Below are 16,246 nucleotides of genomic sequence, written 5' to 3' on the forward strand. Positions count from 1 at the left end.
GTCGTCGACGGGCCTATGGATTTTTCTGCGTTACTGTCACCTGGCTGAAAGCCTTAGGCGCCGAATAAGGCGTTTGAATTCAAACCCTGTTTTTCCATTATATCGCGTAATCGACGCAAAGACTCGACCTGAATCTGGCGCACCCGTTCGCGCGTCAAACCAATCTCATGGCCAACATCCTCAAGCGTGCTGGTTTCATAACCGCGCAGGCCAAATCGACGCGCCACTACTTCGCGCTGCTTCTCCGACAGCTCGTCCAACCATCGATCGATACCGGCCTTCAAGTCTTCACTCTGCAAAAAGTCAGAAGGATCGTTGGCCCGGTCGTCGGCAATGGTATCGAGCAGACTCTTATCCGAGCTAATGCCAACCGGCGTATCGATTGAGGTCACCCGCTCATTCAGGGCGAGCATCTTTTTAACATCGGCAACGGGTTTTTCCAACAGCTCGGCAATATCATAGGGGGTCGGTTCATGGTCGAGCTTTTGCGCTAACTCACGGGAAGCGCGCAAATAGACATTAAGTTCTTTAACTACGTGAATCGGTAGACGGATGGTGCGGGTCTGATTCATGATCGAGCGTTCAATGGTTTGCCGAATCCACCAGGTTGCGTAGGTGGAGAAGCGAAAACCGCGCTCTGGATCAAATTTCTCAACGGCGCGAATCAAACCAAGATTGCCTTCTTCGATCAGATCGAGCAGGGTCAGGCCACGATTCAGATACCGACGGGCAATCTTCACCACCAGTCGTAAGTTACTTTCAATCATCCGCTTGCGCCCGGCGGCATCGCCTTTACGGGCTAAACGGGCAAAATATACTTCTTCCTCAGAGCTGAGCAGGGGTGAAAAACCGATCTCATTTAAATATAATTGGGTGGCATCGAGCGATCGCTGCATCGATCCGTTGGCTGACAAGGCATCCTGAAACTCTCTCTCTTCGGAACGTTCTTGGTCCGGCGCCTCCTCCAGTGCATCATCATCCAGACCCGCTACTTCGTCGTAGTCGAGTGTTGCTGTCATACCGCTAAAATTTTGTCCTTGAGTGTTATTCTTTGCTGCTGTGTCTTCCCTTAATTCCGTCATCTCAATCACCTGTCCTAAGCTTTATAATTATTGTCAGTCCGTTTTACCGTCCGGGCAATATCCTTTGTGGATCAACCGGTTTGCCATTCTTGCGAATTTCGAAGTGCAGACTAGGCTCATCGCCCTGTGTACCCATCGTTGCAATTTGCTGGCCGACCTGAACACGGTCCTTTTCCTTCACCAAGATTTGCTCGGCAAAAGCGTAAGCGCTGAGAAGCGAATTACGGTGTTCAATGATGATCAGGTTGCCATATCCAGGCAAACCATTGCCAGCGTAGACGACTGTTCCGCTCGTCGCTGCCAATACAGAATCCCCAATTTGACCGCCGATATCAATGCCCTTATTAGAGGACGAACCGACAACAAACGTTCGAACTATTTTCCCTTTATGAGGCCAGGTCCATGGATCGGCCGGACCGGTGACAGTCTCCTTTTTGTCCGATTTTATGACGCTTTTTGAACTGTTCTTTTTTGTAACAGAAACTTGGACCGGGGTTGACGCTTTTTTTGCGGGTACGGATTGGACAGGTGATTGAGATTGAGCGACTTGATTGGACTCTTTTAAGGTGATCGACTGCCCCACGACTATCCGATAATCCATCCCGATACCATTTCCGTTGGCTAGGCGCTGGTAATCCAACCCGAAGCGGAAGGCAATGGAGTAAAGGGTATCGCCAGATTTAACCAGATAAAAATCGGGATTAGCGACTGACAGCGCTGTGGTCCTAGATGGGCTAGTCGAGGCATAACGCGAATCGACGCCGTTCGGCTCCAAAGACGAAAACCGCGCCGAATTCATACAACCGCTCAAGCCGATTGCAACTAACAGCCAGGAACTATATTTTGACGCGAGTAACACTGTTTAGTTCACCTCAAATATTGAACTGGTTCACATTGTATAAATCGACTGCAAATCATCAGTAGAACTGATGATATTACATTCGATATCTATGGTAGAGATTTGGAGTCAAAATTCTTCTAAGAAAGACGACCCTTTAGTTGTAAAACTGAATAACCAGAACCCACCGGTGTTAAATCTCCACCATTTAGGCCTTATTTTTCATAAAGTTACCGATCACCACACCCAAGATCATCGATAGAACAGATAATAGAAGCCAATTTTCGAGTCCGCTAACGGCAGAGTATTGCTCGGGCAGGAACCACCGGCCGGAATCTTGCCATGGCCATACCTTGACCAGAGCGCCGGCCACAAATCCGAGCATAAAACTGATCACGCGTTCGTGCCAATTATGCAGCAACCATTGCAAAAAACGGCTAAAACTGATTATCCCGATCGCACAACCCAAAGCCACCCATAACACGATGGGGAGATTGCGCTCGTGGACAGCCTCTACCACCACCGGGTATAGGCCAAGCAAAACCAACATAAAAGAGCCGGATATGCCGGGCAAGAGCATAGCAGAGATTGCCAGCATGCCGCCCAGGACGAGGGTAAGCGGTGTGACCGTGACCGGCATGCCCGATGCGGTAGCAAACACTAAGGAAATCGCCAAACCCATCATTAACAAGGTTGCGTCCTGCCAAAGCCAGCGACGCCCGCGGCTTAGTTGCCACAAGGACACTAGGATCACGCCCATAAAGAACGACCAAACTACCGGTGCAGCCGTCGACAGCAGGTAATCCATCAGGCTCAGCACCGAAAATAGGCTGACCAGAATGCCGGCACCGAGAAAGGCTAGAAACTGGCCATCGATAGCTTGCCATAGGCCGCGAAAATCGCCGACGCGAATGAAACGCCAGAGAGACGGCCGAAAACTCGCTAAGGCACCAATAAAGCGTTCATAAATACCGGTAATCAGCGCTATCGTGCCACCCGACACGCCCGGAACTGCATCGGCCGCCCCCATGGCGGCACCCTTGATTAACCACAACCACTGCTCTTTTCTCACTTGGCTTTAATTCCTGTCAACATAGGCACAAAGAGCACCGGTTCTATTTGTTCGATAATCAACTCATCGCCGTGTTTTTCGATAACTGTTAAAAACTGCTCGGTTTCACCAATCGGCATAATCAAACGACCGCCGTCCGGGATCAGCTGATCGAGTAATTCCGGCGGCGGCACGCTGGGCGCGGCGGTACCGATTATAACGTCGAAGGGCGCTTCATCGGGCCAGCCCATAAAGCCATCGGCCAGCTTTAACCAAACATTTTTCAGGTTAAGGATCGCTAAGCGTTGCCGTGCTTTCTCTTGTAAGGGCTGAATCCGTTCGACACTGTAAACTTCATCGACCAGACTGGCCAAGACCGAGGTTTGAAAGCCTGAGCCGGTACCAATCTCCAAGACTCGTTCATGATGCGGTGCAGCCAAGACCAGCTCCGACATACGCGCCACTATATAGGGTTGTGACAGGGTTTGCGCATAGCCGATCGGCAGTGACACATCCTCATAGGCTTTATGCCCTAGGGCTTCATCGACAAACAGATGGCGCGGAATGGTTTCAAAGCAGGCCAACACGCGGAAATTACTGATGCCCTGTTCGACCAAGCGTTCAATTAATCGGGCTCGGGTGCGTTGCGACGTCATACCGATGCCGCGCAACATATCCGGTTCTCTATTCATGCCAATCGCCTCCACCTGCGCGCAGGCCTTGGTCGGTCACCAATTCCGCCAATACCGATGTAGCGAAGCTACCCGCGGGCAAAAAGAAGGAGACCACGGGATCCTTATCGATCACTTCAAAATGGGCCGACTCGGGGAATACTCGTAATTTGCGAAAATGCCGCGCCACCTGTCGTGCCTCTAAAGCCAGTAACAATTCACCATAAGCTGCCAACTGGGTCGATTCTCGAGCCGCTAGGCCGGGGAAGTCATCTTTCGACAGACCGGGTAAGCTGGCGCAGGGCGACACCTTGCCCAAGGCACAGCGGTCGATGTCCGTGGCCTCCGGTTCCTCACAGTAAAAACCGGCCTTACCCTCGGTAAATTGCGCAAAATCATGATCGATTAAACGGTTCCAGGTGCCATCTTGAACACGCTGGGCAAGCAGCCGATTAAAGAAATAAGAGCGAACCGCAGACAGATAAATCGACTGCAGGTGTCGTTGAACCTTGGCTCGACCCAATAGCCACTCGCTGCCATTGAAGACATTGAGGCCGCCATGCCCGAAGCGTTGCGGGCCAAAATAGTTCGGCACGCCGTGCTCAACCAGGGTCTGCCAATTGCGCTCCAATTGCGCCAAGGGCACGTCGGTGTTGCGGATCCGAATGCGAAAAGAATTCCCCACCAGTTGTCCGGTTTTCAGTTTGCGATGGTGCCGAGTGGCGTCGAGTATGGTCAGGCCGTCGACCTCTAACAGCCTTACCGAGGGTTCGAGTTTACCCGGCAAATGCACCGAGAAGGTTTGCTCGGTCACGGCATGGCGGTCCTTTAGACCCGCGTAGCTGACCTCGCGCGGCCCAACGCCGGCCCAACGGGCCAACTGCCGAGCGACCCAAGCGGTATTTTGGCCGTCCTTCAACACCCTAACCCAGAGATGTTCACCTTCGCCACTGGCCGTTTCGGGTAAGCGTTCTACGACCCTAAAATCGGCGTTGTGCGCTTTAATCTGCCCTGAGGACAAGCTCATTGGATGGGCCCGCGACCAATTCATCTCGAAGCTCATAACGCATGCTCGACTAGACAGACCGCATCAACTGCTATGCCTTCCTTACGACCGATGAAACCGAGCTGTTCCGTGGTCGTCGCCTTCACGTTGAGATTGCCCACTGCGGTGTTGAGATCGGCGGCGATTTGCGCTTGCATGGCTTTTTTGTAAGCCATCAAGCGCGGGGTTTGGGCGACGATGGTAATGTCAGCGTTAACTAAACGATAGCCCCGATCCTGGACCAGTTGATAGACCTGGCGTAATAGGTCGCGCGAGTCGACCCCACGCCAGGTCGCTGAGGTATCGGGGAAATGCTCGCCAATATCGCCTAAGGCTAGGGCGCCCAAAAGGGCATCGCAAAGGGCATGCAAGACGACATCACCATCGGAATGGGCAAGTAGTGCGTGCTCACTCGGCACCTCAACGCCACCTAGGCGGATATTGCATGGCGGAGAATCGGCATCGAAGCGATGGACGTCATGACCGTGACCAATTCGTAACATAGGCTCAAGAACTCTGTAGTTTCATGTCGTTAAATGCAGTTTCATGTCGTTAAATGCAGTTTCATGTCGTTAAATCTAGTTTCAGGAAGTATTCGACCAAGGCAGCGTCCGCGGGGTGGGTCACTTTAATATTGCGCTCCGAGCCGGTGACTATATTGACTGGCCAACCCATCGCTTCAATGGCCGATGCCTCATCGGTGATGGCCAAGCCGCGCTCCTTTGCCTGTTCCAAAGCGCTGATCAAGTCACCCACCTTAAAGCACTGAGGTGTTTGCGCAGCCCACAGGGCGCTTCGGTCTAGGGTGGTGACCCGGCCGTGGTTATCAATTTTTTTAATCGTATCGGTCAGGGGCCGCGCTAGGATAGCACCCACCTGAGTCTGCTGGCAGGTTTGCAATAACTGCTCGACATCCTTATTTTCCACACAGGGCCGCGCGACATCGTGCACCATGACCCAATCCTCTGGCTCGGCTCTCAGGCTTAGATGCATCAGGGCCGCAAGCACCGTATCGGCGCGCTCGCGGCCACCATGAATCACCTCAACATCGCTAAAGGACGCCGCCAACTCTCGACTGACCGAGTCATCAGCGGCGATGGCCAACAGCTTGTGACCTGATATGGGAATTGCTTGCCAGGCCGCCAGAGTCCACTCCAATAGGCTCTGGTGTAGAATTCGCGCGTGTTGCTTGGGTATGCCGGCGCCGAAACGTTGGCCGCTACCGGCCGCGGGTAAGATCAGGTGCACCCTCACGGCTCGTCGGACCCGCTGTGGATGATAACAAAGATCTCACCTGGCTGAATCAGCCCCAAATCCTGCCGCGCCAGCTCTTCGATGGCATCGTTACCGGATTTTAAATCGTCGACGCGGGCGCGTAACAAATCGTTTTTAGCCTGTAAGGCACTTAATTCAGTTTGTTGAGTACTAAGCTCGGATGCCAGGCGCTGGTTATCGAAATAACCGTTGTCGGCAAACCAATAGCGCACTTGCAGCGCAACGATTAAGACCAACAGGATAAGTTGAACCAGGCGCATGAATGACCCCCTACATTAAAGTACCCTCATTCTTACGCATAAAAAAAAGGGAGCCAAGCCCCCTTTCCATATTTATGCCAAATTCAGCGGTTATTTGAGACGATTGCACTCAATTAGACCCGAATTCGCACTATTTAAGCGATCGCAGCTAACTGCGAGCGTGCAAACCTTACTGACCCTTAACTTCTGACAGGCCACGAAACGGGGCCTTATCACCCAATTCTTCTTCAATACGAATCAGCTGATTGTACTTGGCGACTCGATCAGAACGGCTCATGGAACCGGTTTTAATCTGGCCAGCTGCCGTACCAACGGCCAAATCGGCTATGGTGGCATCTTCGGTTTCGCCCGATCGGTGAGAAATTACCGCCGTATAGCCAGCATCTTTGGCCATCTTGATCGCTGCTAAGGTTTCGGTTAGGGAACCGATCTGATTGAATTTGATCAGAATCGAGTTAACGATACCCTTGTCGATGCCTTCTTGGAGGATCTTGGTATTGGTCACGAACAGATCGTCACCGACCAGTTGCAATTTATCACCCAATAACTCGGTCTGGTGCTTAAAGCCATCCCAATCGGATTCATCCAGGCCATCTTCGATCGACACGATCGGATACTGGTTGGCCAAATCCTGCAGATAGAAGTTGAATTCTTTTGACGTAAAGATCTTGCCTTCGCCCTTCATATTGTAATGGCCGGCGTCCTTGTCATAAAACTCAGAGGCGGCACAATCCATCGCTAAGGTAACATCTGTACCTAGGACATAACCGGCCGCTTCAACCGCTTCTTTGATCGCGCCTAAGGCCGCTGCATTGCTTTCAAGGTTAGGGGCAAAACCACCTTCATCGCCCACCGCCGTGCTCAGTCCTTTGGCTTTGAGGACTTTGGCTAGGTTGTGGAAGACTTCAGCGCCGATTTGCACGGCTTCTTTGAAGGTCTTAGCACCGACCGGTTGAATCATAAATTCTTGGATATCAACGTTATTGTCGGCATGCTCGCCGCCGTTGATGATGTTCATCATTGGCAATGGCATGGAGTATTGACCCGGCGTGCCATTAAGATCGGCAATGTGCGCGTAAAGTTCAACACCCTTGGCGATCGCTGCGGCCTTGGCCGTAGCCAAGGAGACCGCTAAGATGGCGTTGGCACCAAAGTTTGACTTATTCTCGGTACCATCAAGATCGATCATGATCTGGTCAATAACGGACTGCTGTAACGCGTCCTGACCCAGCAGAGCGGCACGAATAGGACCATTGATGGCACCAACGGCCTTCAACACGCCCTTGCCCATAAAGCGGCTTTTGTCACCATCGCGCAATTCCAGCGCTTCGCGTGATCCGGTTGAGGCACCCGACGGTGCCGCTGCGCGGCCTTTGGCGCCACTTGCCAATATTACATCGGCTTCAACGGTGGGGTTACCACGGCTGTCGATAATTTCCCGGGCTTTGATTTCTACAATTTTCGCCATCTTAGACTCTCCTTGGGTTGCCATCAAATCCCCACTAGTATTGGGATTTGACGGAACAGATACATGTTTAAAGTCACAAAAACTGTAACTTTCCTACAAATTCGGGCGGAATTATAAAGAAAAACCAGTAAATAGCGAGTTTAAACGCTATTTCCCCGCCGTATGACCGATCACTGCTGAAATAAAACCACTAAATAAACCATGACCCTTGCGCGGTGTCGAGGTGAATTCCGGATGGAACTGGCAGGCAACAAACCACGGATGATCGGGGATTTCGACAATCTCAACGAGAGCGCTATCGAGTGACCGACCGGCAATCGCCATACCGTATTTTTCTAGGTCCTGCACATAGTGATTATTCACCTCGTAACGATGTCGATGCCGTTCAACGATGGTGTCTTCGCCGTAGGCTGTGCGCGCCAGTGTACCCTCAGTCAGACGGCATTCTTGGCCGCCAAGGCGCATGGTGCCGCCTAAATCAGTGCCTTCATTACGCTCTACGACCTTGCCGTCAGCTTCAATCCACTCGGTGATTAGGCCGATAACCGGATGGCGCGACTGGCGGTCGAATTCAGTTGAGTGGGCGCCGTCCAGGCCGCACACATTTCGCGCATATTCGATAACGGCGACCTGCATACCCAGACAAATGCCCAAATAGGGCACGCGATTTTCACGCGCATATTGCGCCGCTAGAATTTTGCCCTCGACACCACGATGGCCGAATCCACCGGGCACCAAGATACCGGCGACACCCTTAAGCACATCGATGCCATTTTTCTCCAAATCTTCAGAGTCGATATATTGGATCTTAACCCGCGTTCGAGAGCGAATACCGGCATGGTCTATCGCTTCGATCAAGGACTTGTAGGCATCTAGCAGATCCATGTACTTGCCTACCATGGCAATGGTGACTTCCTGCTCTGGGTGCAACTTGCGTTCGGTGACATCTTCCCAGTCGGATAGGTCGGCCGGCGGGCAGTCCAGACCGAATCGTTCGACCACGATGGCGTCGAGTCCGGCCTTCGCCAGCATGCCTGGGATGCGATAGATGGTATCGGCATCGATCAGCGGGATAACCGCTCGCTCTTCGACGTTGGTAAACAGGGATATTTTGCGCAATTCGGTCTTACCGATGGGTCGGTCGGACCGGCACAGCAAGATGTCTGGCTGCAGTCCGATGGTGCGCAGCTCTTTGACTGAATGCTGAGTCGGCTTGGTCTTGACTTCGCCTGCAGTGGCCAGATAGGGCACCAATGTCAGGTGCACAGACAGCGCGCGTCGACTACCGAGCTCAACCTTGAGTTGGCGAATGGCTTCCAAGAAGGGTAATGATTCGATATCGCCCACGGTACCGCCGACTTCAACTAAGGCGACGTCAGCATCACCGGCACCCTCGATAACCCGGCGCTTAATTTCATCGGTAATGTGCGGAATAACCTGCACCGTGCCGCCCAGATAATCACCCCGGCGCTCCTTCTTGAGCACATCCTGATAGATTCGACCGGAGGTAAAGTTGTTGCGACGGGTCATGGTGGTGTTAACAAAGCGTTCGTAATGACCCAAATCCAAATCGGTTTCGGCGCCGTCTTCGGTGACAAACACTTCGCCATGTTGGAATGGACTCATGGTGCCAGGATCGACATTGATATAGGGATCAAGCTTAAGCAAGGTAACCTTTAGGCCACGTGCTTCGAGGATGGCTGCGAGCGAGGCTGAGGCGATGCCCTTACCTAAAGAAGATACTACGCCGCCGGTAACAAAGATGTAACGAGTCATATACGATCCCATCAAAAAACGAACACATCCCGTGCAGCACAGGGCTCACAGGGAGAAGATTCGCTCGAAAAATAGTGTGTTTCAGATGGGGGATCAGATTAACAAATTAAGCCGATTCCCTCAATCAGTATTTTGCCAAATAACCTGTAGGCCTGGTTCGGCCTGGTCGGCCAGATGATCGGCCGAGAGCAAAAGATCGCCCACGGCGATAAGCTCATCCGCGCTGTAGAGCAGGGGCAGGCGGGCGCGGTCCCAGGGTTTCACTCGATATTCCTGCAGCAAGCGTTTTAGGTCTCGACGCTTGGCGCGACCGACCGGCCGCAAGGTCTCGCCACCGACGCGCAGACGCCAATGCAAATTGGCTAAATCGGCTTTGAGTCGATCAGGCCCAGAGTCGGCTAGGACTAATCTGACCTGCCCCACGCCGGGCCATGCACTGGCCACACCCACCGTCAAGGCCGGCGCCGGACCCGGTTCAACGCGATCTGCGACCCAGTAGAGCGCCAAGCCGTGACGCCGGACAGCGCCCTGCCCCAAACGGACCTCGGGCATGGCATCGGCTTGGGCGGCTATCACTGCCGAGGCAATCTCTTCCAGTCGGGCTTTGCTCGGGATTTGCTGGCCGATTGCCCGTAACCAAGCATGCAATAAGGATAACAATTGCTCGCCGGTCAGTGCATCCAATTGCACCAGTTTGAAACCCTGGTCATGACTGAGACGATGATGCAACTCCCGCTCTAACTCGAAGACCGCGTCGCTTTGGGGCGAGTCGATTAGCCCGATGAGATTGTGCACTCGCTGCCGATAGGCCGGCCAGCGCGCCTCCAGCAAGGGCAGTACAGTCTGACGAAGGTAGTTGCGATCGAAGCGGGTTTGGGCATTTGAATCGTCCTCGATCCACTCCAACTGCAAGTGGGTCGCCAGGGATACAATTTGCTGGCGGCTTAAATCGAGCAGGGGGCGGTACAGCTGGTAGCTGCCGCGTCGGCTCAAACGGGCCATCGCCTTCAGGCCCTGCAAACCGGTGCCGCGCATCAGGCGCAAAAAAAAGGTTTCTACCTGGTCGTCAAGATGATGGCCCAGCAAGAGCACGCCATCCTCTGTCACCATGCGGCCAAACTGCTGATAGCGCAGATCTCGCGCCGCCGCCTCAAGGCCGTTACCGGCGGAAGCAACGCTTCCGGCATGGGTTTTAAGCTGACAACCGAGCTGCTCAGCCTGGCGCTGGCAAAAGTCCTGCCACTGCCCGGCTTGGGCCGATAGACCATGATTGATATGAAGCGCGGTGACCCGTTCAGGACCGAAGGCATCACAGGCCAAACGCAATAGGAGACTGGAATCGATCCCGCCGCTGTAGCCGACGAAGACGGGCTCGGCGTTAAACTGCCGCAGGTCCCGGCACAGGTCTTGGTGCACCGTTGCGGTCCATTCGCGAGGGTTAAGCATGCTCTAGCGCAGCTTCCACAGGAAGCGCAATTTCACGCGATCGCCGCGACCATAGAGCTCACAGCTTTCCGGTACATCAACCTGCTCAACAAACTGGGCACCAATACGCTCACAGGTTTTGACTGAGGCTTGGTTATCCGGATTGCAGGTAATCCACAGCTCTCGAAAACCGACATCGAGGGCAATTTCCCGCAACAACTCACAGGCCGCCGCGGCGTAGCCGTGACCGCGATGAATGCGGTCTATGCCATAACCGACCTGACCGCCGTATAGGACCAGCGTTTGGGTTTCGCCCAAACGTAGATCGATTTGACCAATACGGGATCCATCGTGAAAGACTATATCGAAGAGGTAGGCTGGAATGCGCTCCAGGGCTTCATTTTCGTTTAACACCCGGTTGAGCACCAAGGCTATATCATCACCGATAACGGTTTCGGTCACGCTATTATGATTGAGTAAACGTCTCGACAATTCTCTATGCGCCCTTATTGATTCAAGCTTCTGAACACTACCGCTTAGCTGACAAGTCGCGCTGAAGCCGACACGGTAGGCGACTAACCTAAGCAAATTGCGCGCCTCGGGTCGACCTAGCAGGTCGACCCGAGGCTAGACGACTCGATTAGGCTGTTACCCCGAAGGACATTAGACGCTGATAGCGCTGCTCGAGCAGCTGTTCCAGCGACTTTTGTTTAAGATCAAAGAGCTGCAACACTAAGCTCTCCTTAACGCTAGTGGCGATCTGGGTCTTATCACGATGCGCGCCACCCAGAGGTTCGCTGATGATGTGATCGACCAGACCCAACTCCTGCAAACGCGGTGCTGTGATGCCCATGGCCGCCGCGGCATCGGCGGCACGCGCCGCGGTCTTCCAGAGAATTGAGGCGCAACCTTCGGGTGAAATTACCGAATAGGTACTGTATTGCAACATATTGAGGTGATCACAGACACCGATGGCCAAGGCGCCACCGGAGCCACCCTCACCAATTACCGTGGTGATGATCGGTACCTTCAAGGAGGACATCTTCAACAGGTTGTAGGCGATGGCTTCCGATTGGCCGCGTTCTTCCGCGCCGATGCCTGGATAGGCACCCGGGGTATCAATAAAGGTCAAGATGGGCATATTAAACCGCTCGGCCGTCTGCATCAGCCGCAGGGCCTTGCGATAACCTTCCGGTTTCGGCATGCCGAAGTTGCGCTTGACCTTTTCTTTGACGTCTCGGCCCTTTTGGTGGCCGAGCACCATTACTGGCATACCCTCGAGGCGCGCAACGCCGCCAACTAAGGCTGCGTCGTCGCCAAAATGTCGATCGCCATGCAACTCATCAAAGTCGGTAAAAATCTGATCAAAATAGTCCAAGGTATAGGGACGCTTGGGATGCCGAGAGATTTGCGAGACTTGCCAGGCACTCAGATTGCTAAAAATCTGTTCAGTCATTTTGCGAACCTGAGCGCCCAGCTTTTCAATTTCACCGGAAATATTCAGATCATTTCGGTTTCCCACCAGCCGCAGTTCATCGATTTTCGATATCAAATCGGCAATGGGTTGTTCAAAGTCAAGATAATCTGGATTCATCTTAGTTCCCGTCAAAGTCTTTAGTTGTCAGGTTATTGGTCGGCCCGGTTAGACCACAGGACGCCAAATAGACCCGTCACAGTAAAAATATTAACCACAGGTTAAAGGCTTGTGGTCGGCCTAACAAGCGTCCATGTGAAGATTAAGCTATGAACAAAAGTAATTAATGACCGCCCCGCCCCCAGAACGCTCTGCCTGCGCCGCGTCATCACCCTGTCGAACGACAGGCCAATGGCGCGCTATTGATAGCGAAACTTATAGCCCGTTTCGCCAAAGGACTGCCTCAGGGTATGTAAAGTCTCATCCTCCAGTGGGATCCGATAGCGCTCGTGAAGCATCACTTCGCCTTGGGCCAAGTCATTGGTATAACGGATCCAGACCTTACAGCCACGATCCTCGGGAAGATCAGAGCGTACCAACGCCTTGAGTTTGGCCAGGAAGGCTTGAGCCTGCGCAGCCTCAACCTTAAATTCAACCCCCTTGATCAGGGCCTGCCGAGCCTCTACTAGGGTATAGACCTTCTGCGCGCGAATGCGCGGCCGATCGTTGTAATCGTCCCAACCGGCCTCGGCTTCGACCACGACGACCGTATCGACGATCATCAGGTGCTTAAATTCGGCATAGGCCTCACCAAAGAGGGTCATCTCCAGTCGGCCGGTGCGGTCATCGAGCGTGACGATGGCCATGGTTTCGCCACGTTGCGTTTGCCGGGTACGGACCCCCATCACCAAACCGGCAAAGGTCTTGATATTGCCGCGCCGCGACCGCTTCAGTTCTTCAACCGAGCCATCCAGATCGCCTAAGCGCATCGACACCACTTGCTGCACTTCGGCTTCAAATTCATCGATCGGATGGCCCGTCAGATATAGCCCCAAGGTCTCTTTTTCACCCGCCAAGCGCTCTTTTAGTGCGGCCTCCGGCACCTGGGCATAGAGCGCATAGACGTCAACTTCGACCTCGGCCTCAATCAGGCCGAACATATCTTCCATACGCGCTGCTGCGTTGGCGGCGGACTTCTCGGCGACCTTCACGGCATCGAGCATCGCGGCGAGCATAACATTGCGGTGCGGGCCGATGGTGTCCATCGCGCCGGCCCGAATCAGAGCGTCAATGGCGCGTTTATTGAGCTTCTTAGTGTCAACCCGGGCGCAAAAATCAAATAGGTTTTTGAAATCACCACCCTGCTCACGCGCGGCAACGATCGCTTCGACCGGACCTTCGCCGACCCCCTTGATGGCACCCAAGCCATAGATGATCTGATCTTGCGCATTAACGGTAAAGGCAAAGTCACCGGCGTTAACATCCGGTGGTAAGACATCGATCGCCAGTTGACGACACTCTTCAACGAAGATCACCACCTTGTCGGTGTTTTGCAGTTCAGACGACAGGGTCGCCGCCATAAAGGCGGCTGGATAATGGGTTTTCAGCCAGAGCGTCTGATAGGACACCAAGGCATAGGCGGCAGAGTGCGACTTGTTAAAGCCATAACCGGCAAATTTCTCCACCAGGTCAAAAATCTTAATAGCGAGGTGGCCATCGATACCGTTATTGATCGCGCCCTGTTCAAAGCTGTCGCGTTGTTTGGCCATCTCCTCTGGGTTTTTCTTGCCCATGGCGCGGCGCAACATATCGGCACCGCCCAGGGTATAGCCGGCTAGGACCTGGGCGATCTGCATCACCTGTTCCTGATAGAGAATAATGCCATAGGTCGGCGCTAGGATCGGTTTAAGCAGTTCGTGCTGGTACTGCACATCCGGATAAGACAACTCTTCGCGACCGTGTTTACGATTGATAAAGTTGTCGACCATGCCAGACTGCAGCGGACCCGGACGAAACAAGGCCACTAGGGCGATCATATCTTCCAGGCAGTCGGGCTTCAGCCGGGTGACCAGATCTTTCATGCCGCGTGACTCAAGTTGAAATACGGCCGTGGTGTGCGATTTCTGCAACAAGACAAAGGCCGCTTCATCGTTAAGCGGAATATCGGCTATATCGATCGCGGGCAAATTCAGCGCCAAACGGCGTGGATTGACGATTTTCAGCGCCCAATCGATGATGGTTAGCGTGCGCAACCCGAGAAAGTCAAACTTCACCAGACCGGCGTACTCGACATCGTTCTTATCGAACTGGGTCACCAGTCCGGTACCGTCTTCATCGCACAATAGTGGCGAAAAGTCGGTCAGTTTGGTTGGCGCGATCACCACACCACCGGCATGCTTGCCGGTTTGCCGGGTGATGCCCTCGAGTTTCAGCGCCATCTCCCAAATTTCCAAGCCCTCTTCATCGGACTCGAGGAACTCTTTTAGCTCGGCGACCTCGTCTCGGGCTCGACTCAACTTCATGCCCGGATCGGGCGGAATCAACTTGGACAGTCGATCGGCCAGACCAAAGGGCTTCCCCTGGACCCGCGCCACATCCCGCACCACCGCCTTGGCCGCCATGGTGCCGAAGGTGACAATCTGCGATACCGCCTGCCGGCCATAGGTATCGGCGACATATTGAATGACACGCTCGCGCCCATCCATACAGAAGTCGATATCAAAGTCGGGCATCGACACCCGCTCCGGGTTCAGGAAACGTTCGAACAGCAGATCGTATTCCAATGGATCCAGGTCGGTAATGTCGAGCACCCAGGCCACCAATGACCCCGCGCCCGATCCACGACCCGGTCCAACCGGGACGCCATTGTTTTTACCCCAGCGGATAAAGTCCATGACGATCAAGAAATAACCCGGAAAACCCATTTGGATGATGATATTGAGTTCGAACTCGAGCCGATCGTAATAGTCTTGCCGGCGTTCTTGAAAATCGAGCTGATCGGGTTTAAGCACCACGGCTAAGCGTTTTTCTAGACCACCGGCGGACAACTCGCGGAAGTATTCATCCATGGTCTTACCGGCGGGTACCGGGTAATCGGGCAGATAATATTTGCCCAGTTCGATCTGCGCCGAACAGCGCTGCGCGACCAGCAGACTGTTGTCGAGAGCCTCGGGTATATCGACAAACAACGCCGTCATCTCGTCTGCAGATTTTAGATACTGCTCTTCAGAATAGTGCTTATTGCGTTTCGGGTCGTCCAGCGTCACCCCTTCGTTAATGCACACCCTGGTTTCATGGGCTTCAAAGTCATCACGCGCAATAAACATCACCGCATTGGTAGCGACCACGGGTATGCCATGCTTGCGAGCCAGTAACAAACTGCCCTGCACCAACGCCTCGTCTTGGTCGCGCCGAGTGCGCTGCAATTCCAAATAATAACGGTCGCCAAAGCTTGCCTGCCAACGCTGGGCGCAACTTTCCGCCTGCTCGGCCTTACCGCGCAGCAGTGCCTGACCGACGTCACCGTTACGGGCGCCCGACAACAGTATTAGTCCGGCCTGTTTAGCGTGTAGCCAATCAGCCTTGACCTGAGGCCGGCCTTTGCGTTGATTGGATTGATAGCCGTCAGACATCAGTTCGGTAAGATTGCGGTAACCCTGGTTGGTGCAGGCCAATACCGTCATTAAGAACGGATCGGCGTCGTCTTGCTCATTCTCAATCCACAGATCGGCACCGAGAATCGGTTTAATACCGGCTGCTAAGGCCTGATTGTAAAATTTAATCAGACCGAAGAAGTTGCTGATATCGGTGATGGCCACAGCCGGCATCTGACTCTCACCAATTTTTTCAATCAGCTTCTTAATCCGGACGATGCCATCGCTGAGAGAATATTCGGTGTGAACGCGTAGGTGAACAAAATTTGCCATGATGGGGTCTACTGT

The 16,246-nt window shown here is 53.6% G+C and carries 14 protein-coding genes; all 14 read right to left on the reverse strand.

Features of this window, described 5'->3' with window-relative positions; all coding sequences use genetic code 11:
* Window positions 1-53: 53 nt before the first annotated feature.
* On the reverse strand, window positions 54-1,019 hold the full coding sequence (gene rpoS, locus AC4FIC_RS09450) for an RNA polymerase sigma factor RpoS (protein ID WP_100256494.1): 966 nt from the start codon (window positions 1,017-1,019) through the stop codon (window positions 54-56).
* A 106-nt stretch (window positions 1,020-1,125) separates the two neighbouring features.
* Entirely contained in the window at window positions 1,126-1,881 is a 756-nt protein-coding gene (locus tag AC4FIC_RS09455) for a peptidoglycan DD-metalloendopeptidase family protein (protein WP_100256493.1), read from the reverse strand.
* Between the two features lie 247 nt (window positions 1,882-2,128).
* Window positions 2,129-2,992, reverse strand: a complete 864-nt coding sequence (locus AC4FIC_RS09460) for a DUF368 domain-containing protein (protein WP_273284563.1) — start codon at window positions 2,990-2,992, stop codon at window positions 2,129-2,131.
* Window positions 2,989-3,663, reverse strand: a complete 675-nt coding sequence (locus AC4FIC_RS09465; RefSeq protein WP_100258700.1) for a protein-L-isoaspartate(D-aspartate) O-methyltransferase — start codon at window positions 3,661-3,663, stop codon at window positions 2,989-2,991. Before AC4FIC_RS09465 ends, AC4FIC_RS09460 begins: the two co-directional genes overlap by 4 nt.
* Window positions 3,656-4,693, reverse strand: a complete 1,038-nt coding sequence (gene truD / locus AC4FIC_RS09470; protein ID WP_158524291.1) for a tRNA pseudouridine(13) synthase TruD — start codon at window positions 4,691-4,693, stop codon at window positions 3,656-3,658. Before truD ends, AC4FIC_RS09465 begins: the two co-directional genes overlap by 8 nt.
* An 8-nt stretch (window positions 4,694-4,701) precedes the next feature.
* Complete coding sequence (gene ispF, locus AC4FIC_RS09475; protein ID WP_100256490.1) at window positions 4,702-5,190, reverse strand: 2-C-methyl-D-erythritol 2,4-cyclodiphosphate synthase; 489 nt, start codon at window positions 5,188-5,190, stop codon at window positions 4,702-4,704.
* A 61-nt stretch (window positions 5,191-5,251) separates the two neighbouring features.
* A complete protein-coding gene (gene ispD, locus AC4FIC_RS09480; protein ID WP_273284560.1) occupies window positions 5,252-5,935 on the reverse strand; it encodes a 2-C-methyl-D-erythritol 4-phosphate cytidylyltransferase in 684 nt (227 codons plus the stop codon).
* Between the two features lie 2 nt (window positions 5,936-5,937).
* Window positions 5,938-6,222: an FtsB family cell division protein gene (locus AC4FIC_RS09485; RefSeq protein WP_100256488.1), complete on the reverse strand. Its 285-nt coding sequence runs from the start codon at window positions 6,220-6,222 to the stop codon at window positions 5,938-5,940.
* Between the two features lie 169 nt (window positions 6,223-6,391).
* Window positions 6,392-7,690, reverse strand: a complete 1,299-nt coding sequence (gene eno / locus AC4FIC_RS09490) for a phosphopyruvate hydratase (protein WP_100256487.1) — start codon at window positions 7,688-7,690, stop codon at window positions 6,392-6,394.
* Between the two features lie 147 nt (window positions 7,691-7,837).
* Complete coding sequence (pyrG, locus tag AC4FIC_RS09495; RefSeq protein ID WP_273284557.1) at window positions 7,838-9,466, reverse strand: CTP synthase; 1,629 nt, start codon at window positions 9,464-9,466, stop codon at window positions 7,838-7,840.
* A gap of 120 nt (window positions 9,467-9,586) precedes the next feature.
* The gene (gene tilS, locus AC4FIC_RS09500; RefSeq protein ID WP_100256485.1) at window positions 9,587-10,912 is read right to left on the reverse strand and encodes a tRNA lysidine(34) synthetase TilS; all 1,326 of its coding nucleotides are present in this window, start codon (window positions 10,910-10,912) and stop codon (window positions 9,587-9,589) included.
* Between the two features lie 3 nt (window positions 10,913-10,915).
* Window positions 10,916-11,383 carry a GNAT family N-acetyltransferase gene (locus AC4FIC_RS09505; RefSeq protein ID WP_158524289.1) on the reverse strand — a complete coding sequence of 156 codons (468 nt, stop codon included), beginning with the start codon at window positions 11,381-11,383 and terminating at the stop codon, window positions 10,916-10,918.
* Window positions 11,384-11,531: 148 nt separating this feature from the next.
* Window positions 11,532-12,485 (reverse strand): acetyl-CoA carboxylase carboxyl transferase subunit alpha, encoded by a 954-nt coding sequence (accA, locus tag AC4FIC_RS09510; protein WP_100256483.1) that lies wholly within the window; start codon window positions 12,483-12,485, stop codon window positions 11,532-11,534.
* A gap of 239 nt (window positions 12,486-12,724) precedes the next feature.
* On the reverse strand, window positions 12,725-16,231 hold the full coding sequence (dnaE, locus tag AC4FIC_RS09515; RefSeq protein ID WP_100256482.1) for a DNA polymerase III subunit alpha: 3,507 nt from the start codon (window positions 16,229-16,231) through the stop codon (window positions 12,725-12,727).
* Window positions 16,232-16,246: the final 15 nt, after the last annotated feature.

The organism is Reinekea sp. (genome assembly GCF_982785585.1).